At 43.5% G+C, this 23133-nt stretch carries 18 protein-coding genes and 1 riboswitch; of the genes, 14 read left to right on the plus strand and 4 right to left on the minus strand.

The window, feature by feature from the left end:
• The first annotated feature begins 1 nt into the window (after window position 1).
• Window positions 2-949, plus strand: coding sequence for a phosphodiester glycosidase family protein (locus tag AC1U9U_RS08865; protein WP_479960198.1), 948 nt, complete (start codon window positions 2-4; stop codon window positions 947-949).
• Between the two features lie 25 nt (window positions 950-974).
• Window positions 975-2246, plus strand: coding sequence for a hypothetical protein (locus AC1U9U_RS08870; protein WP_479960199.1), 1272 nt, complete (start codon window positions 975-977; stop codon window positions 2244-2246).
• A gap of 115 nt (window positions 2247-2361) precedes the next feature.
• Here the strand turns inward: AC1U9U_RS08870 and AC1U9U_RS08875 are convergent, their stop codons facing one another.
• Window positions 2362-5157, minus strand: a complete 2796-nt coding sequence (locus AC1U9U_RS08875) for a UPF0182 family membrane protein (RefSeq protein WP_479960200.1) — start codon at window positions 5155-5157, stop codon at window positions 2362-2364.
• Window positions 5158-5476: 319 nt separating this feature from the next.
• Here AC1U9U_RS08875 and AC1U9U_RS08880 point away from each other — a divergent pair, with 319 nt between their 5' ends.
• The 11 genes from AC1U9U_RS08880 (at window position 5477) to AC1U9U_RS08930 (ending at window position 18301) form a co-directional block, all read left to right on the plus strand.
• On the plus strand, window positions 5477-6310 hold the full coding sequence (locus tag AC1U9U_RS08880; RefSeq protein ID WP_479960201.1) for an electron transfer flavoprotein subunit beta/FixA family protein: 834 nt from the start codon (window positions 5477-5479) through the stop codon (window positions 6308-6310).
• Window positions 6310-7596, plus strand: coding sequence for an FAD-binding protein (locus tag AC1U9U_RS08885; RefSeq protein WP_479960202.1), 1287 nt, complete (start codon window positions 6310-6312; stop codon window positions 7594-7596). The genes AC1U9U_RS08880 and AC1U9U_RS08885 overlap by 1 nt, the downstream gene beginning before the upstream one ends.
• An 11-nt stretch (window positions 7597-7607) precedes the next feature.
• Entirely contained in the window at window positions 7608-8900 is a 1293-nt protein-coding gene (locus AC1U9U_RS08890; RefSeq protein WP_479960203.1) for an FAD-dependent oxidoreductase, read from the plus strand.
• The gene (locus AC1U9U_RS08895; RefSeq protein WP_479960204.1) at window positions 8897-9175 is read left to right on the plus strand and encodes a ferredoxin family protein; all 279 of its coding nucleotides are present in this window, start codon (window positions 8897-8899) and stop codon (window positions 9173-9175) included. The genes AC1U9U_RS08890 and AC1U9U_RS08895 overlap by 4 nt, the downstream gene beginning before the upstream one ends.
• Before the next feature lie 180 nt (window positions 9176-9355).
• On the plus strand, window positions 9356-10297 hold the full coding sequence (locus tag AC1U9U_RS08900) for a rhomboid family intramembrane serine protease (protein WP_479960205.1): 942 nt from the start codon (window positions 9356-9358) through the stop codon (window positions 10295-10297).
• Window positions 10298-10490: 193 nt separating this feature from the next.
• Entirely contained in the window at window positions 10491-12503 is a 2013-nt protein-coding gene (locus AC1U9U_RS08905) for a penicillin-binding protein (RefSeq protein ID WP_479960206.1), read from the plus strand.
• A gap of 142 nt (window positions 12504-12645) precedes the next feature.
• Entirely contained in the window at window positions 12646-14049 is a 1404-nt protein-coding gene (gene pepV / locus AC1U9U_RS08910) for a dipeptidase PepV (protein WP_479960207.1), read from the plus strand.
• 186 nt (window positions 14050-14235) lie between these two features.
• Window positions 14236-15297, plus strand: a complete 1062-nt coding sequence (locus tag AC1U9U_RS08915; RefSeq protein ID WP_479960208.1) for a M42 family metallopeptidase — start codon at window positions 14236-14238, stop codon at window positions 15295-15297.
• Window positions 15288-16307, plus strand: a complete 1020-nt coding sequence (locus AC1U9U_RS08920; protein ID WP_479960209.1) for a M42 family metallopeptidase — start codon at window positions 15288-15290, stop codon at window positions 16305-16307. The genes AC1U9U_RS08915 and AC1U9U_RS08920 overlap by 10 nt, the downstream gene beginning before the upstream one ends.
• A gap of 130 nt (window positions 16308-16437) precedes the next feature.
• Window positions 16438-17448 carry a M42 family metallopeptidase gene (locus AC1U9U_RS08925; protein ID WP_479960210.1) on the plus strand — a complete coding sequence of 337 codons (1011 nt, stop codon included), beginning with the start codon at window positions 16438-16440 and terminating at the stop codon, window positions 17446-17448.
• Between the two features lie 262 nt (window positions 17449-17710).
• A complete protein-coding gene (locus AC1U9U_RS08930) occupies window positions 17711-18301 on the plus strand; it encodes a 4Fe-4S dicluster domain-containing protein (protein WP_479960211.1) in 591 nt (196 codons plus the stop codon).
• On the opposite strand, the gene AC1U9U_RS08935 is transcribed toward AC1U9U_RS08930, so the two are convergent.
• Window positions 18298-19002: a Crp/Fnr family transcriptional regulator gene (locus tag AC1U9U_RS08935; RefSeq protein ID WP_479960212.1), complete on the minus strand. Its 705-nt coding sequence runs from the start codon at window positions 19000-19002 to the stop codon at window positions 18298-18300. The genes AC1U9U_RS08930 and AC1U9U_RS08935 overlap by 4 nt on opposite strands.
• A gap of 112 nt (window positions 19003-19114) precedes the next feature.
• A riboswitch (molybdenum cofactor riboswitch) is annotated at window positions 19115-19250 on the plus strand.
• On the opposite strand from AC1U9U_RS08935, the gene AC1U9U_RS08940 reads away from it, so the two are divergent.
• On the plus strand, window positions 19247-20269 hold the full coding sequence (locus AC1U9U_RS08940; protein WP_479960213.1) for a molybdopterin-binding protein: 1023 nt from the start codon (window positions 19247-19249) through the stop codon (window positions 20267-20269). It overlaps the preceding riboswitch by 4 nt.
• Before the next feature lie 68 nt (window positions 20270-20337).
• Here AC1U9U_RS08940 and AC1U9U_RS08945 read toward each other — a convergent pair whose 3' ends face one another.
• Together AC1U9U_RS08945 and AC1U9U_RS08950 are read right to left on the minus strand one after the other, a co-directional pair.
• A complete protein-coding gene (locus tag AC1U9U_RS08945) occupies window positions 20338-21729 on the minus strand; it encodes a VWA domain-containing protein (protein ID WP_479960214.1) in 1392 nt (463 codons plus the stop codon).
• 39 nt (window positions 21730-21768) lie between these two features.
• Window positions 21769-22647, minus strand: a complete 879-nt coding sequence (locus tag AC1U9U_RS08950) for an AAA family ATPase (RefSeq protein WP_479960215.1) — start codon at window positions 22645-22647, stop codon at window positions 21769-21771.
• Window positions 22648-23133: the final 486 nt, after the last annotated feature.

Raw genomic sequence — 23133 nt, forward strand, 5'->3', positions numbered from 1 at the left:
AATCCGTTGGAAAATGATTGTTTCTTTCATCTTATTTAATATTATCTTTGCCGGCTGCCTAGTTCCTATTGTATTATTCTGGGGACCTTTTCAAGCTTTGAAAGTAATGGCTGTGGGAGCAGTTGAAACTTCCCGCCACCCACAGGTTGTACGATTTTTTCTATCAGAAGAAAAAATCAGTGAAATTATGCATACCTATGATGAACAAGGTGCGCAAGTCGGCTTGAACATCGATCGCCAAACCAATGTGACAGATACTTCCTCGGGAATAGTGATAGAGGATATTCAAGGTAAGAATTTTAAGGGCAAGGTTATGCTGATCAGTAACCCTAAACGAGTTAAAGTTGCGGTTACTCAGGAAATCGGTGTTGCCGGGGAGAGACTGACCGACATGGTTAAGAATGCTAAGGCTATTGCCGGAATAAATGCCGGTGGTTTTTATGATCCTGATGGAGGGGGCAATGGGGGCTTCCCCGATGGAATCACAGTTAAGAATGGTGAAGTGGTTCATAATAATGTTGGTGACCGAAAAGTGGACTTCATTGGCCTAGATGAAGAAGGTAAGCTAATCATCGCCCCCATGAATGTTAAAGAAATTAAGGAAAGAAACATCAAAGAAGGGGTAAGTTTTTATCCCCCTTTGGTAAAAAACGGTAAACCGGCTGTCTCGGGTGATGGTGGGTGGGGTGTTGCCCCCCGGACCGGAATCGGACAACGTGCCGATGGCACCATAATTTTTGTGGTCATTGATGGGCGCCAACCTACCTGGAGTTTAGGTGCAACTTTAAGGGATATGATGAATGTATTCTTAGAGTATGACGCAGTAGAAGCGGTCAATTTGGATGGCGGTTCTTCATCGGAGATGGTTTATAACGGTAAGATAATGAACAAGCTTTGGAATATTTTTGGTGAACGGTATATCCCCACCGGATTTGTAGTTATGCCTTAAGATTGAGAAAGGAGGGGTAAATACCGTGAAAAGGAAAAATCGTGCATTTATCAGAACCATAACCAGCTGGGTTATCGTCTCGCTTCTACTGCAGTTTTCTTTCTATTATTATCTAAACGGCAAAGTTGAGAAGATTATGGCTCCCGTTGTACCTCAACCCATCATAGTAGAAAATTATGAGACAGAGATCCCTGGAACTAACCTGGAAAACCTGCAGATCTCTTATGGAAAAGACTATTTGGCTTACGAAGAAAATGGTGTCCTTAAAGTCTTTAACTTAAAACAGGAAAAAGTCGTCTTTGAAAAAGCTCCCAATGGTAAAAGTCAATATGATAAGGGAGTCATTTACTATCAGTGGCTGCCGGATCGGGATACTTTAGTTTATTTTTACGCTCGCCAAAATCCTAATCCAACCACTACGGTGGTTGTTCCGATTGAGGAAAAGCCGACCGAACAGGGGACTTCCAGTCAAAACACACCCTCTCCTCCGCCGGATGCGGTTGAAGACCCCAATCAAGCACCTCAGCCCCCCAAAAATACTACGCCGGCAAAACCCAAGACGCGTACGGAAATTCGCTACAATAATCCTCAAATCACAGAAATATTTACCCTCGAACTTCCTCCCAGTGATGAAGCAGGCATAACTCCTGATGACCGTTACAACCGCAGCATTGACAGCTTCCCGGCCGGAGGAGAAATTAACCAGATGGTGGTTTCAACCTTTACTAATCTCTTATATTTGGCTATTGAAGATAAGGGTAAGTTTCAACTTATGGAAATCGATATTATGAAAAATGTTCGCACTCTTAACCGAGCCGGTGAAGTATTAACTCAAATGGCTGCTTCCGATAAGTTCGGAACTTTATACGCTAAAAGCACATCGGGGCAAACTGAACAAATCATTTCCTTACAGGGTTGGAATAGAAATAATATTTCCAAGGATTCCGATGATATCATTTTAGGAAACAGGGAAGGGACTCTTTATCTTGGCAATGTGCAAGACAAAAAATTAGTAAACGTTCGCATTGCTGAGGAAAACTCTGAAGATAAAGACTTAAAATTCAAAACCATCTGGGAAGGCTCCATCCCCTTTAACGAACCTAAAGGTGTTATTATCAGCACCAAAAAAGAAATCATCATCTATAATGACAAAGTTGCTTATCTAATCATTGATGGTAAGGAAAAAGAAATAACCTTCAGTGGGGAAGAAAATTATATCTCCTCAGATGGGGTTGAACTCATTCAAGTTACTAGGGTGGGGATGTCTACAAAAGTAAAATTAGAACCTCTGCAGTAAAGAAAACTTACTTCGGGTGGAGTTTTGAATCCATCTGAAGTTTAGTTGACTTATCCGGGGACTTAGCGACAAGATGACGGAAGGGCGTAATGCTCTTCCGTCATTCTTTTACTTTTCAGTATCCTTGGTCGGGGGGGGGATTATGTTCCTCAGTTAGTTTCTTTAATTGAGATTCCAGTTGATCAACGATCTCACGAAGTTGCTGTATTTGATCAAAAAGGCTTTGAGGATCATCTAGGGGATTATTAGTTTCCTGATCAGGCTCCTGTTTCGTTGGTTCCAAGGGTGATTCACTAAACCCCGATCGATTAGTTTGAGGAGAATTAATTTGAGGATTGGCTAGGGTCAGCTTAAAACCAAAAAGCTGAGCGAGAGCTTCCTCAAGGGTTTCGGACATAAGGATTTTACCCTCATACACAACAACTACTCCGGTCATCTCCGGGATGCTGCCGCCTTTTGCAGATTGCAGATAAATAGGTTCCACATATAAGAAATTACCTGCTATCGGGAGCACCAGCAGATTACCCCTAATAACCTTTGAACCCTTTTGATCCCATAAGGCCAGTTGTTTAGAAATCTCGGAATCCTGATCGATTCGTGATTCAATTTGGAGAGGACCATCTACTTCGATGTTTTTGGGAACTTTATAAAGTCTTAATTCACCATAATGCTCCCCATCCATACGGGCCGCGAGCCAAGCTACCATATTATTTCTGATATTTGTGGAATTTGAAGCGGGGGTAAAGGGGATAGTTAAGACGAATTCCGGGTTGCTGTTACCGGGTAACTGCAGCACGTTATAGTATGGGTTGACATTCTGGGGTTCCGAAGCAAAAAGCTCTTTAGCAAGATCCCAGGCATCTTCTTTATTATAGAAAACCGTTGAATCTAACATGTGGAAGTTCTTGAGCATATTGCTTTGCATAGTGAATAGAGTTTCGGGATAACGTAGATGGGACTGTAGACTTACGGGCATTTCGGCAAGGTCTTTGAAAACTTCCGGAAATATTTTGCGATAGGTCTGCAGGATCGGATCCGTCAAATCAATGACATAAAAGTCAACCGTACCATCATAAGCATCGATAACGACTTTCACAGAGTTGCGGATATAGTTTATTTCCTGATCCGGGTACATTCTAGAGTAGGGGAAAGTCTTAGAAGTGGTATAAGCATCGATGATCCACTTCAGACGGCCTTGGTCAATAATCAAGTAAGGATCTTCGTCATATTGAAAAAAGGGAGCAAGCTTTTCAACTCGGTCGATTATATTGCGGTGAAGAAGAATACGACTGGTGGAATTAACTTCATTGGCTAAATAAAAGCGTAAGGTTCCATGTTTAAGTGAAAGCATAAAACGATTAAGGGGGTTAAGTTGAATACCTGATTTTCCTTCGTAATTAGACTCCAGGTTAGCATTTCCAGACGGATAATCAAACTCTTTGAAATCCGTATTTACCACAACCCAATCATTGGTTAATTCTCCGAAATAAATACGGGGCTGTTTAAGCCAAAATTCTTGATAATTAGAGTTAGGGGGAATATCTTTAATGGTAAAAGCAGGCAATCCCTCTGGGGTAACCCCATTGGCAAAAGTGGCAACGACCCCAAAGCCATGAGTATATTTAAAACGCATATTAACAAAGGTCTGGGCAGTAGGTTCCAAGTCATTGGTTAAGAGCTCCCGGGGAGAGAGCATCACTTGACGGTATTCCCCAGCGACCATATAGCGGTCTATATCAATATCATGAAACTTGTAATATTGCCTTATACCTTGTTTTTGATTGTAAGTTTGAAGCAAGGGACGTGGATCGTTTAAACGCACATTTTTCAAGGTCATAAGATTTTGTTGGAGGTCTTTGGCCGTCAACGGATTATTACCAACATAATCCTCTTCAATAATTCGATCCAGTCCGTAAGCAAAACGGGTCAAGGTAATTTCATTTTGAATATAGGGTGTTTCTTTGCCCAATTCATTAGGCACCACTACTAAAGATTGAAGCAGGGTCGGCCAAATTCCCAAAAGAAGAATACTACCGAAAAGGCTAAACAAAATAGGTAAGGTTAACGTACGGAGTTCATTCTTAAAATAGGAAAATATTCCGCCGGCAAAACCAAGAAGGCAAATTACAATTAAGAGCTTTAATCCGGGTAAAGTGGCTTTGATATCGGCATATCCCGCTCCCAGTACCATTCCCTGCTGGGAATAAAGCAACTTATAGATATCTAAGTAATAGCCAAATCCCTTAAATAAAAAGAGAAACAAAATTAGGAGGGCAAGATGACGACGGGCAGCGAAACTTATTTCAATAGCATTTTTTCGCCAAAAGAAAAATGAATTGAACTGGATTACCCCGGTAAAAATATAGAAAACGGCGGTAAAAAAAGTGAGTAGAAAAAGTGGGCCTAAAAAAGTGTTATAAATAGTGGTTAAAAAGGGAAGCCGAAATACATAAAACCCTAAGTCCTTACCGAATATCGGGTCTGTTTGGCCAAAAGGCGTGAAATTGACAAAGGAAAGAACCTCCAACCAACCGGTAAAGCCGGTCACGAAGCTCACGCCGAAACTTATTAATATAGAGACAATTACTAACCATAAAGTCATTTTACGTTGACTCAGGTGGTATAGCGGGCGGTCCATTTCATGGACAAGTCTAAGGCGTTTTCGAAGTCGCTCATTAACAAAGGTCAGGACCGCATGGCGGATCGAAAAGAGAGTACCGGCAATAAAAATGAATAATATGGTACCGTTAACAATTTGCAGGATTGCTTTACTGATTAAGGGTGTCCAGAAGAGTTGACTATATCCTAAGTTTGTGTACCATAACCAATCCTCAAATAAACCGCTAATTGCAATAAAAATGCCTAAGAATACTATGATGAGTCCGGTTAACCAAGGTAGAATACGTCTCAAATTTTATACCCCCCTTTCTTATAAAATGCCATGAATTACCTATATATTCTGCCCAATCAGAGAAAAAACCTGCATTGCATTTTTAGCAATTTTGAAAGAATAAATCTATCATACAATTGGAAATTGCTGAAATCTATATTTTTTTTAGGCAACTCATGGTATAATATTTTTGTTTTTTACAAAAGTGCCAAAAGGATTTTAAATAAATTTTTAATATTTTCTGTCAATTAAAAAGCTTGTCTTTTTTCTCTTATTGTACTATGCTGTACATGTGAGATTATATATCTTTTATATGTAAAGGGTTAGAGGAGGGAGTTTTTTGCATTTCGTAGTCTGTCTAAAACAAGTTCCGGACTCATCTGAAGTTCGGATTGACCCCAAAACGAATACGCTGATGCGTGAAGGGGTACCGTCAATTATTAACCCATATGATGCCCATGCCCTCGAAGAGGCTGTCCGCCTAAAAGAAAAAATGGGTGGGAAAGTTACTATTGTAACAATGGGGCCGCCTCAGGCCAAAGACGCTCTTCGGAAAGCCATGTCTTTCGGTGCTGATCAGGCTATTTTGTTAAGTGACCGGGCCTTTGGAGGTTCGGATTCTTTAGCAACAGCTTATATCATAACTCAAGCTATTCTTAAGCTCAATGAAACTGATCCGGTTGATTTGGTTTTAGCCGGAAAAGAAGCAATTGACGGGGATACTGCGCAAACCGGTCCCGGAATTGCTACCCGTTTAGGTTTCCCTCAACTCACTTATGTTATTAAAGTAGTGGATATCACAGAAGATACTATTACCGTCCACCGTAAACTTGAAACAGGCCGGGAAGTCATACAGGCCAAACTGCCTGCTTTACTCACAGTTGAGAAGGAATTAAATGATTTGCGTTACGCAACCCTGCCCAATATGATGAAAGCAGCCTCCTATGAACCGGAGGTAATTACCGCACAATCTTTTGCTTTTGATGCCACCCAAATGGGATTAAAAGGTTCACCGACAAGTGTTAATAAGATTTTTGCCCCGCCGGCTCGTTCGGGCGGAGATAAATTTGACGGAACCAAAGATCCTCAAGGTGTAGCTGCTCAGGTAGTTGAGAAGTTATTCCAAGAGAATATTATCATGGTTAATCCCGCCGCGAAGGGAGGCAATCGGTAATGGCAATTATCATAGCGCCAGGTTGTATTAGTTGTGGGGCTTGTGTGGGTGAATGCCCCTCAGAAGCCTTGGAATTAGGTGGCAGCGGCATTATGGTCGATGCTTCAAAATGCACAGAGTGCGGCGATTGCGTAAGTGCTTGTCCTAGCGACATTCTGTCCTTACCTGCCGGTAAAAAAACTGAGGAAGTTAAAGAGACACCTGCTGCTTCTGAACCTCAAGCAAGCACTCCAAAGCCCAAAATTGAGAAAAAAGCAGCTCCTGTAGCTGGAGGGGATGTATGGAGTGGTGTCTGGGTCGTTATCGAATATAATCGCGGTGAAGTGGCACCTGTTTCCTGGGAGCTTTTAGGTGAAGGCCGCAAGCTGGCCAATGACATTGGTTGTGAATTAGCCGGTGTACTGGTAGGCCATGATGTAGAGGCTGTTATTCCGGAAGCTTTTGCTTTCGGTGCCGAAAAGGTCTATGTAGTGGATGATCCTATCCTTAAAGATTATCGTACCCAACCTTATGCTAATGCGGTAACCGATCTTGTTCGCAAGTATCAGCCTGAGATCATCCTTATGGGTGCTACTGCTATGGGTCGTGATGTATTCCCGGTTATTGCCACCAAAATGCAAACAGGTTTAACCGCGGACTGCACAGTTCTAGGAATCGATCCAAATTCCAAGTTCCTTCTCCAAACTCGTCCTGCTTTTGGCGGAAACATTATGGCAACTATTCTTTGTAAGACCAGACGTCCCCAAATGGCGACAGTTCGCCCCAGGGTTATGGCTATGCCCGAGCGTGTAGAAGGCAGAACTGGGGAAATCGTTCGCGAAGACCTAGGTATGACCGAAGATGAAGTATTAGTTAAGGTTCTTGACTTTATAAAAGGAGATGCTAAAAGTATCTTCTTGGATAAAGCCGAAATTCTGGTTGCCGTTGGTCTTGGCCTTAGCTCCAAGAAAAATATGGTTCTCGCTGAAGAATTGGCCGACGTACTCGGTGCTACTATTGCCGGAACCCGTGGCGCAGTAGAGGCAGGGTGGATTACTCATGACCGGCAAGTTGGTCAAACAGGTGTAACCGTACGGCCAAAGGTATACATTGCTATTGGTATTTCCGGTGCTATCCAGCACTTAGTGGGAATGGAAACTTCTGATTTCATTATTGCTATCAATAACGACCCTGATGCGGCAATTTTCCGTGTTGCAAACTTCGGAATTGTCGGAGACCTTAATGAGGTTGTACCAGCTCTAACTGCTGAATTTAAAAAGCGCCTACAGCACGGCGTGGCGAAATAAGGAGGGCCAACATGGAAAATTTTGATGTAATCGTCGTTGGAGGCGGTCCTGCCGGCCTATCTGCCGCCATTAGTGCTGCCCAGGCTGGAATGAAGACTGCTGTAATCGAACGGGGAGATTATCCCGGTACTAAAAACGTTATGGGTGGGGTACTCTATACTCATGCCACCAATGAAGTTGTTCCTGATTTTTGGAAGGAAGCACCCTTAGAAAGACCCGTCATCGAACAGCGCTATGCATTTTTGAGCAAAGACGAAATTTTAACTGCCGGTTATCGTGACCCGGCTTGGGGAATGCCCCCTTATAATGCCCACACTGTACTGCGGGTGAAGTTTGACCGCTGGCTGGCCGATCAAGCAGTCAAAGCCGGGGTTATGATTATTACTGAGACTTTAGTTGAAGATCTACTCTATCATGGAGATGATGTAGTAGGCGTCCGTACCGGTCGTGCCGAAGGTGACTTGGGGGCAAAAGTAGTCATCTTAGCCGAAGGAGCAAATAACTTCATTGCTTGTAAAGCCGGATTGGCTAAACCTCTGAGTCCGGAAAATGTAGCTGTGGTGGCTAAGGAAATCATTGCCCTTCCCCCGGAGAAAATCGAAGACCGCTTCTGCCTTGAGTCCCATGAAGGTGCGACTATCGAACTTTTCGGGGATTCTACAGACGGTATGCTGGGAACAGCGTTCATCTACACCAACAAAGATTCTATCTCCATTGGGGTTGGAGCCATTGTGGGGGCGATGGCTGAAAAAGGATGGTCTCCGAATGATCTCTTAGAAAACTTAAAAGCAAGACCTTATGTAAAACGCTTGTTGCAAGGCGGAGAAACCAAGGAATACTTGGCGCACCTGATTCCGGAAGGCGGTTACAATGCCATTCCGAAGCTTTATCGTCAAGGAGTTCTGGTAGCCGGAGATACAGCGATGTTCGTTAACGGCTTGAACCGTGAAGGATCCAATCTGGCTATGGCATCCGGTAAAATTGCCGGGAAGGTTGCTGCCGAGGCCATTCAATCCGGCGATACCAGTGCCCATGGCATGAGTGTCTACGAAACCCGCCTCCGTGACTCCTTTGTTGTTAAAGACCTTTACAAGTTTAGAAAACTCAATCACTTCTTAGAGTCCAATCCTCATCTCCTTGGGGAATATCCGGAAATTCTTAACCAAGCAGCCAGAATGTATTTTACAGCTGATAGCACGCCGAAGGAAAAAGTCTTCAGCAATATTATGGATATGGTGTTTAAGAAGCGAACCAAGAGCGGACTGGTAAAAGATATGTTTAAAGCTTGGAGGGCACTGAAATGAAATTAGATGATAAATTATATTTAGTGCGCTTTAACACCGATAAGTTAAACCACATTAAAATTATCAATGGGGACCTTTGCTTAAAGTGCAAGGATAAAGTCTGTACCTTTGTCTGTCCTGCCCATGTCTACGATTGGGATGAAGAGGAGAACCGGATTGCTGTTGGGTACGAGGGCTGCCTGGAATGCGGTACCTGCCGTGTAGCTTGTCCTCATGGCAATATTAAATGGGATTATCCTCGAGGCGGATTCGGTGTCTCCTGGAAAAACGGCTGATTTTTGACTTGTTTCAAAGGCAGTGGATGTAATTCCACTGCCTTTTGTCATTTTCTTTAGATTTTGACAAAGAAGATCGATTGCCTATAGAATAGTGATATCTGATATTGGTAAAGTTTATTTTAGGAGGGGGAGGCCATTCTCAATCGAATCATTTATGGATTACAACAAGATCATTGGTTGATCGATAAGGATTCCGAACATTGGATTATTGCCCGCAAAGGGGAAGAGGGGATTCTTTTCACAGTTCTGAACAAAGGCAATTTCCTCGAAGCTCCTAGCTATTCATTTATTGAAGATACAACAATCAGGCACTGGGAGGCAGTTGTCTTTTGCCCGGACGGTCTTTATTCTGATGATTTAAGGCAACCGGTCTTAAAAAAAATACAGGCGTGGTACATAGATATGCAGACCGGAGCCATCTTTGCCTCACCAGCAACAGAGAAACGGGATCGCTTAAACCGGATTCTTTCCTATCTTGATCAGGCCGGACCTAATTCTACTGATCCAACCAAACCTGCCTCTAATGCAACGGAAGCACAAACCTTAGGGAACTTATCGGTTGCCCGTAAACACCGGCCACTCTTGACCAATATAATCATAGTCATTAATCTAATTATTTTCGCTCTGATGACTTTGGCTGGAGGGTCTACACGAACCGATGTCCTAATATTGTTTGGGGCGAAAGTTAATGAATTGATTATGCAAGGTGAAGTGTGGCGGCTTTTCACCAGTATGTTTCTTCATATCGGCTTTCTACATTTAGCCTTTAATCTCTATGCTTTATGGGCTTTGGGACCGATCACCGAAGAGCTTATGGGTAAAATGCGTTTTCTAATCATCTATATCATTAGTGGAATCATGGGTTCAATAGCCAGCTTCCTTTTTACAGATGCTATCTCCGCCGGGGCATCAGGGGCTATTTTCGGCCTGTTAGGTGCTCTGGTAGTTTATTCACGAAAAAAGACTTATCTTTGGCAATCGGGTTTTGGCAAAAGTCTGGTGGTAATTATTCTAATCAATTTAGGTTTAGGTCTTTATCAACCTGGTATCGATATCTTTGCTCATGTGGGAGGCCTGCTAAGCGGTGCACTTCTTGCTTTGTTTATTTCCATGAAATAACAAGGTATTAACAGTATGTTATTTACGATACCGGATAAAATAAAATCAAAGCTCATGGTTTCTTAGCGAGGTGGTACTATTGCACCATCGATAGTTAAGAAAACATGGGCTTTTTGCGATTCCTTCTCTCTAAATTAAAAGAATGGTATAATAGGATTCGGTATTATTATCTATTGGAGTGTGGGGAAGATAAGTGAAAAGAGTTCATTTTTCTAGAGATAAATTTCTTTATGCAATACTACTTATTATGGTGGGAGCAATTATTGGTCGACTTTTCATGCTGCAAGTGATTAATGCTTCCGAACTAAAAGCCAAGGGCATCGAAAGAAGAGCCAGCAGTGAAAGCTTGCTTCCGGAACGAGGAAGGATACTTGATGCTCAAGGTAATGTACTGGCACAAAGTATTCCTGTAAAGGAGGTATATGCAGATCCGCGTAGAATCGATGAACTTATTGCTAACGAGCAAACCTCTTGGAATAAAAGCGATATCGCAGATAAACTTGCAGAAATCTTAAGTCTGGATAAGGATAGCCTTCTTGAAAAATTAAACAAAGATCTAGCTTGGGTCAATATCGCCAATCACGTTGATTTAGAAGCCGTAGAACAGATTAAAGCTCTTAAACTTCCGGGTATTGGTTTTAACGATCAGCAGAAACGAGTTTATCCGATGGATACCCTTGCTTCCTCAGCACTAGGGATTGTTAACTTAGCCGGAAATGGCGTCGAAGGTTTAGAAGCTTTTTATGACAAGGAGCTTTACGGCACTCCCGGTTATTCCTCTCAACAGTCCGTTCTGGAAGGTTCCCGGCCGAATGAACCTCCCCAAAGGGGGGCTGAACTTAAGCTCACCTTAGAATCCACTATTCAGTATCTCATTGAGCAGCAATTGGACCACCTCATGGAGACAACCCAAGCTAAGCGTGCCGCTATTCTCGCGATGGATCCGATGACCGGGAAAATTCTTGGGATGGGTTCTCGTCCTACCTTTAATCCTAATGATTATGCAGCTTCAAGTCCGGAAGAACGCCGCAATTTAAATATCAGCATGTCCTATGAACCGGGATCGACTTTTAAGATCATCACTGGAGCGGCAGCACTGGAAGAGGGAATTGTAAAACCGGATGACCTTTTCGATGATCCAGGCTATATCCAAATTGGTCCACGCTACATTACTAACTGGGATTCGGACTTTCGAGCCCATGGAGAAATCACCTTAACCGAAGGGATGATGCTCTCATCTAATGTAGTTTTAGCAAAGGTTGGCCTAAAACTGGGAAAAGAAAACTTATATAAATATCTAAAGGCTTTTGGCTTCGGAAATAGGACGGGAATTGACCTTGCCGGTGAGGAAAGCGGTTGGCTTATATCTCAAAGTGCGGCTCGGGAAATCGATATGGCGACGATGTCCTTCGGGCAAGCTAATCTTGTAACACCTGTTCAATTATTAACGGCAATCTCCAGCGTTGCCAACGGCGGTACTCTTTATAAACCTTATATCGTGGAGAAGATAACTTATCCTGACGGAACAACAAAAGAAAATACCCCCATGGCTGTTCGCCAAGTCCTATCCAAATCAACAGCTGAACAAATGACCGGTATTTTAGAGGCGGTGGTTGAGAAAGGAACGGGAGCGGCTGCTAAGATCCCGGGAATTCGGGTAGCGGGGAAAACCGGGACAGCTCAAAAAGTCGATCCGGAAACAAAGGGATATTCTTCTACTGATTTTATTCCATCTTTTGCCGCTTATGCTCCGGCAGATAATCCCAAGATTGCCCTCCTGATCATTATTGATACACCACGAGGAGAAAGTCATCAAGGGGGGACTTTGGCAGGACCGGTAGCAAAAGCTATCATTGAGGGCACGCTCCAATACTACGGTATCCCTGTGGCCGGCACTACTGAAAGTGAGGTTAACGAAATCCCGGCGGCGACTTTTGAACGTCCAGCTCCCGGTACGGTGACCCCGGAACGGACACCTTTGGACGGCGAGACAATTGTTCCTGATCTTACCGGGTTGACCATGCGCCAAGCCGGAGAAAAACTTGCCCAAGCCGGACTCCATTTTAACTTCTCCGGCACCGGCTTAGTCAGAACTCAGAGTCCCCAACCGGGAAAAGTTGTCAACAAGGGAACGGTAGTAGATGTTCATTATTCACCACTAGAGGAAATCTTAGAACAAAATGAAGAACCCCCGCCTACTCCATAAGTTGAACTATTATAGACAAATTCTTTTTCCGCAAAAGGGCATCCTATACTTTGGAAAATTGCTTAGGTAGGATTGTATTTTACCAATACCCATTAAAATATTCAGCGCTTGTAAAATTAAAAAAAGTTAAGGGAGGAAGATCATGAACTTAGAGAAAATTAATCAAGAAATTGACCAACTAAAAAACCAGTTAATTAAGGCCGTCCAGGGCTGTGTACAAATCAAAAGTGTTAAAGATATGGAAAATGCCGCACCAGGCGCACCTTTCGGACCGGGAATCAAGGATTGCTTGGAATGGACCTTAAAACTCGGCAAAGAGCTGGGTTTTGAGGTCAAGAACATTGACGGTTATGCCGGTCAAATCGATATGGGTTCAGGCGAGCTGATTGGCATCTTAGGCCATCTGGATGTGGTTCCGGAAGGAGATGGCTGGACAGTACCGCCCTATAGCGGACAAATCATCGATGGGAAAATATATGGACGAGGAGCTCTGGATGACAAAGGACCTTCTTTGGCAGCCCTCTTTGCTATGAAAGCAATTAAAGACTCCGGAATTCCCCTTAATAAAAAGATTCGCCTTATCCTCGGTACCGATGAAGAATCCGGTTGGGCGGATATGGATTATTACAAACAAAAAGAAGAAATCCCGATTATGGGTTTTGCACCAGATGCAGAATTTCCATTGATTCATGCTGAGAAGGGCATCTTTCATCTTGAATTAAGCCAATCATACACAACACTTCCCCACCTGATGCGGATCCAAGGAGGTAATCGGGTTAATGTGGTGCCTGATACCTGCCGGGTAGTTCTTAAAGGACTTAACCGGGAAGATGTTCTTAAAAAGTTGGAAGGCTTCTCTTTCCCTGAAGGTGTATCAGGTCAATTAGATTCCCTTACCAAGGAAGGGGATGAATTTATTACCCTTGTTTTCAAGGGAGTTGGAGCCCATGGCAGCCTCCCTCAAAACGGAAGAAATGCCGTACTTTACGCCTTAAAGTTTGTCCAATCCCTAGCATTAAACCAACAGGAAAGTACCCTTATTCAATGGCTGAATAGCAGGGTAGGTGAGGGATTTTATGGTGAAGGGTTTAACATAGACTTTGCCGATGAACCCTCCGGTAAATTATCCTTAAACTTAGGCATCATGGATCTAACTGCGGAGCATCTCCAATTCGTGCTGGATATTAGGTATCCGGTAACCTATAACCACGAGCAAATTCTCAATCCGTTAAGAGAAAAAGCCCAAGAGATCGGGCTTGAAGTAAAGGTACTCAGTCATCAACCGGCTCACCACGTTCCCAAAGAGAGCCCCTTAGTCCAATCTTTATTGAAGGCTTATGCTGATGTAACCGGGCGGGAAGCTTATGCCTTTGCTATCGGCGGCGGAACCTATGCCAAAGTGCTTCCACAAGGGGTTGCCTTTGGGCCGCTTCTGCCCGGTGAGCCGGAGCCCATCCACTGCCCCGACGAATACATTTCCATTGATAGCCTAATTTTGGCCTGTAAAGTATATGCTCAAGCCATACTTAATTTAGCACAAGGGTAACGAAACTTCTTTCAGTGATAAATAATACTCCTGTCTGAATAAAGATCCTTCGCATAGCTCAGGATGACACACTATAGACCCATGATACGCTATAGACCCATGATACGCTATAGGCCAATGTCATACTGAAGGTCGTGAAGTATCTTGACCCAATACACTTAACACAATTAAGGGAGGCTGAAAACTTTGAATAACGCGCAACTAGCCAGCGCGAAGGAATTCTTAAAAAGACTTTCTGAGAATTCAGGTGTCTCAGGTTATGAAGAATGTCTTGCTCCTCTAGTCACCGAAGAATTCCAACCCCTAGCCGATCAAGTTAGCACAGATTCCTTTGGCAATATTTATGCTCTCAAAAAAGGCTCCCAAGGGCGCTACAAAATTATGTTGGCTGCCCATATGGATGAAATAGGCCTGATGGTAAAGGGAATAGAACCTGAAGGCTTTATCCGCTTTACCACGGTAGGGGGAGTAGACCAAAGAACTCTGCTTTCCCAAGAAGTGATTATTCACGGAAAAAAGCCCCTCTTGGGTGTCATTGGGTCAACGCCGCCGCACCTTAGTTCTGGAGATAATGAAAAGGCCGTTAAAATTGATCAGCTGGGAATTGATGTGGGGCTTCCCTATGAAAAGGCTAAAGAAGTCATTCAAGTGGGGGATATTATTACTTTTAAGCGCAAGCCTATCGAGCTGCTTAACCAGGTATTAGCAGGGAAATCCTTCGATGATCGGGCCGGGGTAGTAGTGATGAAAATCTGCTTAGAAGAGCTACAACGTATCCACCATGTTCACGATGTGGTCGCCGTGGCGACTACTCAAGAAGAACTGGGTTTACGAGGTGCTACCACAAGCTCCTATCTCCTTAATCCTGACTTGGCCATTGCTATTGATGTTACCCATGCCACTACCCCTGATACAAAGGGGCAAGTGGAAGTTGAGTTGGGGAGAGGGCCGGTACTCGCCCTTGGCCCTAATTTCCACCCCCAAGTCTATGAAGAATTGCAAAAAAGTGCCCAGGAGTGGCGAATTCCCTATCAAGTCGTTCCTCTACCGGGACGCAGCGGTACAGATGCTTGGGCAATCCAAGTAACCCAGGCCGGCGTGCCCACCGGTTTAGTATCTATACCTTTACGTTATATGCATACATCTGTTGAAACCATCGATCTGCAGGATGTGATTCATGCCGGGAAGCTGTTGGCATATTTTATCGCCGGACTTCCGGAGGATTTGGAGGGGAAAATATGCTACTGAAAACCTTAAGCGAGTTAAACGGAACCTCCGGAGCTGAAAAAGACATCCGCCAAGTTCTTACCGAAGAATTAAAACCCTTTGTTCAAGAGATTAGTATAGATAAAATCGGTAACCTAATTGTCCAAAAAAATCTCACTGCCCCTGGTCCAAAAGTAATGATCACAGCTCATATGGACGAAGTTGCTCTGATGATCACTTCCCTTACTTCCGAGGGACTCCTAAAGTTCCAATCGGTTGGTGGCATAGATCCACGGATTTTAGTCTCAAAGCCTGTAAAGATTAATTCCTTGATGGGGGTTATCGGTGCTAAGGCCATTCATCTGCAAAAACCTAAAGAAAGGGAACAAGCCTTAAAGTTGGAGCAGCTTTATATTGATATTGGTGCCAAATCCACAGAGGAAGCCGAGAAGTATGTAAAAATAGGTGATTATGCTTATTTCGCCACTGAGACCGAAACCTTAGGAGAAGGGTATTTAAAGGGCAAAGCCTTTGATGATCGAGTGGGTTGCGCGATACTTACAGAACTATTGAAAAGGGATTATCAGCTTAATCTTGTAGGAGCTTTTACTGTCCAAGAAGAGGTTGGTCTTAGGGGAGCGACAATTGCTGCTTACCATGCAGAGCCTCAATTAGCCATTGTTCTGGAGGGAACAGTTTCCGCTCATATGCTGGAGGTAGAAGAAGGGGAATGGGTCACAAAGCCCGGCGATGGCCCGGCTATTTCCCTTATGGATAGCTCAACTTTGTATCAGCCCAAGCTACTAAAACGGGTAACGGAGCTAGCTGAAAAAAATGGTATACCTTTTCAGTTCCGGAGAGGGCATAAGGGGGGCAATGATGCCGGTAAGATTCACACCAGCCGGACCGGAGTACCTACTCTTGCCATAAGTGTTCCTTGCCGTTACATTCATTCCACGGCATCTGTCCTGGCGGAAACAGACATTGAGAATACCCTAAAACTCGTGGATCTAATCTTAAAGGCCATTCCCCTAGAAAGTTCGTTTGCATAATCGAGCCTAGAACTCCACAGGTATTACCCAAAGGTTTGGCCTTGCTCCATGAAGCAAGTGATGCCAGCCCCAAAGTGCTGCGTTAGCGGAAGTTAAGAAGCTACAAATTCAGGTTAAAGGAGGATTTTTCATGGCATTTGCTCAAAATCCCTTGGACTATACATTGTTAGAACGATTAACTCAAAGTTTTGGACCGTCGGGTGTTGAGGAACAAATAACTTCACTTATTGCGGAAGAAGTCCGTCCTTATTGCGATGAAATCACCACTGATGCTCTTGGCAACCTTATTGCTATTCGGCATGGTAAAGGCAAAAAGATTATGATTGCCGCACACGCTGATGAAATCGGGGTAATGATTACTCATATTGATGAAAAAGGCTTTTTACGATTTGCTCCCATTGGCGGCGTCAATGTTCAAGGTTTACCTCAGCGGCGGGTAGTTTTTCAGAGTGGTTTAGTGGGAACTATCGGTGTCGAAAAACTTGAAAAACCAAGTGACTTGAAGCTTGATAAACTCTATATCGATATCGGAACAACCTCCTTTGAGGAAAGCAAAGCCCGTGTTCGCATTGGCGATAGCGCAGTATTTGCCGGGAACTACATCAAAAACGAAAAACGCATCATTTCCAAAGCTTTGGACGATCGGGTTGGCTGTTTTCTCGCCATCGAAGCTATGAAACGTCTAAATACAAATCATGAGGTCTATTTCGTGTTTACTGTTCAGGAGGAAGTAGGGACACGTGGTGCCCAAACTGCCGCCTTTGCTCTTGAACCAGATTGTGCCATTGCTTTGGATGTAACCGGTACCGGAGATACCCCCAAAGCTCATCCCATGGACGTCAAATTGGGACAAGGGGTGGCGATTAAAGTTTTAGATCGCTCGATGATTACCAGTCCCAAAGTGAAGGCCTGGATGGCTCAAACCGCTGAAGCCAATAATATTCCCTATCAATGGGAGGTTTTAGAATATGGCGGTACTGATTCCGGTGCTATTCATCTGACTAAGGGAGGAATACCTTCAGGAGTGCTCTCAATTCCCACTCGCTATATCCATAGTCCATCGGAAACAGTGGACCAAGGAGACGTTGAAGGGGCACTGCACCTGCTGCTAGCTCTCTTGGCAGGCCCTGCTGAGCTTTAATGGGCCTTTAATGAGCAGACGCAGAATGAAAAGTGCTATTGGACCAAGAAAAGCCGATTCCCATTACTTAGTGAGTAGTAGGAATCGGCTATTTGTATGTAAAATGTAGACGTTTTTCGGCAAAAAGTGAATTTTAAGCATCACTCCCCAAAAGTGGAGATTTACAGATCCCGGAAGTGTGACTTGAGACACAAAAAAACAATTTACAGATGTTAAAATAGATAAAGACTTTATAACTAATAATCGTATATGGAGGACAATAATGACTAAGGATCAGGGCTATGTCTTAGAACACTGTCGCCGGAATTGCTGTAAAGCTACCCAGGACTGGACCTTTCTCTATGAGAGTCTAAATCAAATGCTAAATGATCAGAATTTACCTTCGCAGCTAGCCAAGCGTTTTCCTATAGTACATTATCATCATTTACCAAAAATAAGTATTGCCGGTTGCCCTAATGCCTGTTCTCAGCCTCAAATTAAAGATATCGGCATTATCGGCTATCTAACCCCTCAATTTACCGACTTGGACTGTACCGGCTGCCAGGCATGTCTTCATGCTTGCCAAGAAAATGCCCTATCTTGGCAAGAGGGGATCCATTTCGATGAAAAGCTTTGTATTGGCTGTGGCGATTGTATTCGTGCGTGTAGTTCGGGTAAAATCATCCCCGGTGAATCAGGATGGGTTCTATATTTAGGGGGGAAATTAGGAAGGCATCCCCGGCTTGCCCAGATATTCGAAGAAAAACTGCAAACTCCCCAAGTAATCGATAAAATCCGCGAATTTCTAAAAGGTTATCTTGAACACGGTCTACCCTTAGAAAGGCTCAGCCACTTTCTTGACCGCACGAACTAAATAGAGCTTTGACGTTCATGAATCCATGCCCGCAGATGTTCAATGCTGATTACAGTAACTTGCTTCTTTTCCATCTTGATTATATTTAAGTCTTTAAGCTCCCCCAGAATTCGGCTAACCGACTCGCGGGCCAAACTACACATTCCCGCTAGATCCGTAGAAGAGAGAGGGATTTGGATAGTGATACCTTCGGGGGCCTTTTTACCATGGACATGAGCCAAAGCAAATATTTTAGCCCCCAAGCGAGAGCGAGCGTCACCAAGTGCGATGTTTTTTATTTGGCGATAGGCTCGACGTTGGTCCAAGGCCATGCTTTGATAAAAGGGCCAGAGAGAATCGGGGTTTTCCCTAATATATTTGAGTAATAGCTTGCGTTCGAGCACGAATACTGATGATGTCTCGGCAGTAATGGCTGCGTAAGGGTATACTTTATTATCTAAAACTACTTCCGGAAAAAAGGCCGGGGCCTGGAGAATTCGGTATATCTTTTCAGTAAACTCACTCATGAGTAAGATCTGGACACGACCTTTAAGCAAAAAATATACTGAATTACTTTCTTCACCGGAAAAGAAAATGAATTGCTTGGCGGCGTAATTACGAACCCGGCCGTGAGCAGTGCAGTATTCCCAAAATGATTCAGGCAACCCATTCCATTGGGGATTACTTATAAATTTATCAAACCCAAATGCTTTTTCAGCCATGATCGGCTTTCACCCTCTTTATCAATGAGTTTATTTTTCACAAGTTCGCTATTCCTACCAAGAAATCCTCTATTAATCCATTTAGGTCATTCCCTGATTGTGATTTTTGATTTATAATATTCGTAGCCGAGCCTAATTTCCTAACGAATTTTCTACGGATTTGGGCCGTTTCAGGGTTAACTGAAACCGGGGTGTGTTTAGAAATGAACATGCCTTCCGCAAAGAAAAGGAGGACTTGCAAGCAATGCAGAAAATCAGAGTTCAAGATGCAGTCGGGGCCGTACTAATGCATGATATGACCCAAATTATCCCGGGAAAGACAAAGGATGCCCGCTTCAGAAAAGGCCATATCGTAACTGAGGCAGATATTCCGGTACTTTTGAGCATGGGTAAAGAGCATATTTTTGTCTGGGATCAGACCCCAGGTCTTATTCATGAAGACGAAGCAGCTGAACGTCTCGCTAAAGCCGTAGCCGGACCGGGACTAAGGTTTAGCGAAACCAAAGAAGGCAAAGTTAATCTAATCGCCGAGATTGACGGTTTAATTTATGCCTCTGAGGAAGGCATCTACGCCTTAAACTCTTTAGAGTATATTATTTTGGCCACCCTGCATAACCATCGTCCGGTTAAGAAGGGGGACAAAATTGCCGGAACTAGGGTAGTGCCCCTGATGGTCGATGAAAAGGTTATTTTGGAAGCTGAAAAGATCGCCGGTCAATTCAAAGAACCCATTCTTCAAATCCGTCCCCTTCAAAAGAAAAAAGTGGGCGTGGTAACCACCGGAAGTGAGGTGTACCACGGCAGAATTCAGGATAAATTTGGACCGGTTCTGCAAAGCAAAGTGGCGGAATGGGGCTCAATACTTTTAGGACAATCCTTTGCTGATGATGATGTAGAAATGATCCAAGCAAAAATCAGGGAACATCTTGCAAACGGTGCCGAGATGGTTCTGGTTACCGGGGGCATGTCTGTTGATCCCGACGATCTTACTCCTACTGCCATTAAGGGCTTAGGGGGGGAATTGGTTACCTATGGCACACCTGTACTTCCCGGCGCGATGCTTTTACTGGCCTATCTTGACGGTGTCCCGATCATGGGCTTGCCAGGATGCGTTATGTATTCCCGAAAAACGGTTTTTGACCTAGTCGCCACTCGTATCCTGGCGGGTGAGAAGCTTACCCGCTTGGAGATTGCCAAATACGGACATGGCGGCTTGTGCTTGGAATGTCCCCAATGCACTTATCCGCATTGCTCCTTTGGGAAATAGAAATAGGGGATAGAGAATAATAATTAAAGATGTAAAAAGATGAGAATGGTATAACTACTCTCATCTTTTTAGTTGAATACTCTACGAGAGATTTGCCAAAGGTCGTTAATGGTTCGGCAACGGAAAACCTTCGTGCAATAATACTTATATTCACTCATTAAATTATCGGGATTGATCCAATCGCTTTCTTCTAAGGGGTTCAGCCAATAAATGCGATGAACTTTTTCGCGAATTTCCATTAAGTACTCGGTTTGGGCGGGGCGAAAATTATTTCGACCATCGCCTAAAATAAGTATGGTCCCACGGGCGGAAAGCTCAGGCAAATAATCCACTGCGAAATCCTTAAATACTTTACCATAGTCGGTAAATCCGGAGGAATGTTTACGTCCCCAAGAACGAATTTCTTCCATAGAGTCTTCAGTGCCCAACCATTCCTCCCGGGTAATATCCCAGATGCAATCGATAAATAGATAAATCCGAACCTTACGGAAGCGGGACTTGATTCTTTTGCATAAATAGAGGAGAAATTGCGAAAAAGGAGCCACTGAATTAGACACATCACATAAAATAATAAGCTCAGGATGCTTTAAAGCAAATTTTTCATATTCTAAGTGAAATATTCGTCCTTTTCCTTGCAGCATTTCTTTAATGATAGCAGAAATCCGCAGGGTGCCGCTGGTTGCCTTCTTTTTGCGCAAACCCGGGTGTACTGCCAGAGTATTGCCCATTTGCCGCAGTGCCTGATGAACCATACCTTCTTCGTCAGCAGTAAAGGAGTCTAAAGGCTTATGGCGCCAATTTATTTGACGTAGTGCTTGCCATTGATTCTGGGATTTTAGGCGGTCCTGCCAAAGTACCATGCGAATATGGCTATTCCAAAAGTTTCTAAAATCCTCATACTTTTGCCATTCTGCTTCCGGTACCTCATGACGCCCTTTTGCCAGTTCCAGAGAATTACTCCAGGTCAGAAATCCCGACTGACCCAAAATAAACTTTACCTGTTTTTCAAATTCTGCCGCTTGGGCTTGTACTTCATCGATAGTACTTGGGAAACCCTTAAGCTCCAGTAGTTTCTGAAGGTCCGGCATTTGAAAGGATGTCAAGGCGGCTGAATTAGCATTACCGTTGGATTTAAGAGTAAGAGTTATTGCGGCTCTACCGGTGCCAATTCCTTGATGGGGCCCGCCATCCGTACAATTAGCATTTTCAGAACATTTTTCAGTTTCGGAACATTTTTGAGTTAATGAATTTGCCGTCAAGGAACTCACAAGTTGATAAACCAACCCAAAGACTTGCCGGTCCTCGACCCGATGGATGAGGATGGATTCCAGAACAATGCTGGGATTAAGATCTGGATAATCTGTTAAGATTTCCAATGCGTCTCGTACATCCTCTATGGAAATACCTACTCCTACAGTGCGTAGGGCATAGATCAGTTTTAATAGTTTCCAGCCATTCATAGATCCTTCTTCACCTTATCCCTCATTTCGGGCCTAACTTTAAAATCCCTTATTTCTAGTGCTTTCCAGCTGCCAAGCCTTAAGGCGTTCCTCAAGTTTAGCCAAATCACTAGGGTATTTTAGGAGTATGGATAAAGTTCCTTTTAATTGCTTGAGATCCAGGGATTCTTGGCGGAGAATATGCAGTGCTCGGGCAAAATCCATACTCTCCGATACACTGGGGAGTTTTCTTAGAGGTATTTTGCGAATCTTTGCCACAAACTCGCAGACATCATTAATCAGAGGTTCGGCAACTTCTGGGCATTTTTGCTCAAGTATTTTAATTTCTTGTTCTACATCGGGATAATCTAAAAGAAGATGAATACAACGCCTTCTTAAAGCCTCCGAAAGATCACGGGTATTATTGCTGGTTAATAAGACGATAGGGGAGTTCTTTACTGTTAAAGTACCAACTTCCGGAATAGTCACTTGGAATTCGGCCAAAAGCTCCAGCAGAAAGCTTTCAAATTCTTCATCGCTTTTGTCTAATTCATCGATCAATAATACTACCGGCTCCTCAGCAAGGACAGTCTGGAGCAAAGGCCTAGCCAACAAAAATTCCGGTCCATAAATATTCTCTTTAAGCTCTTCCCAGTTGGCTATCCCCACCTGTAAACGGAGCAGCTGTTTGGCATAATCCCACTCGTAGAGAGCTTTACTTAAATCTAATCCTTCATAGCATTGGAGTCGGATTAGTTTACGACCGGTGGAACGAGCTAAAGCTAAAGCCAGCTGTGTTTTTCCCACACCGGCGGGCCCTTCGATTAAACAAGGCTTTTCTAAGGTAAGTGCCAAAAATAAGGTTGTTCCTTTATCTTGGTCTAATATATATCCTTCGCTTTCTAAGCCCCTAAGCAACTCCTCTGGAGACACCCACATAATTTTCCCCCCTGCCAAACTTTACTAAAAATTGTACACGCTTTAGCCAACTTTGACAATTATAAATCCATGCAGTTAAAGCCGTATATTATTATCAAATTAACTCAAAATAGATTATGGGTGCTCAAACAATAGCGTAGAAAGGGCGGATATGGCATGGGAAAACATAAAAAAGTCTCACGTCCAAAATCACCTGTTACCGTAAGAGACCCACATTATCAGGAATATGATACACAAAAAGAGCGGAACATCTACGACTATAAGGGGTACAGGCATCCATAGGTATCAAAAAGAGGGAGCTGTTCTTACTGGCCCCCTCTTTCTATTAGAACCCCATGCCGCTATGCTATTACTATTTTAAATGCAAAATATTGACACCATTTGAGACACCTTTGCATAAAATTATTGTTGCAGGAACTATACCAAAAAGAAGGGGAGTAGAGCCATGTCAATAAAACCGGTAATAAGAAAAATGTTCCCCGGTGG

The organism is Desulfitobacterium sp., from assembly GCF_982384815.1.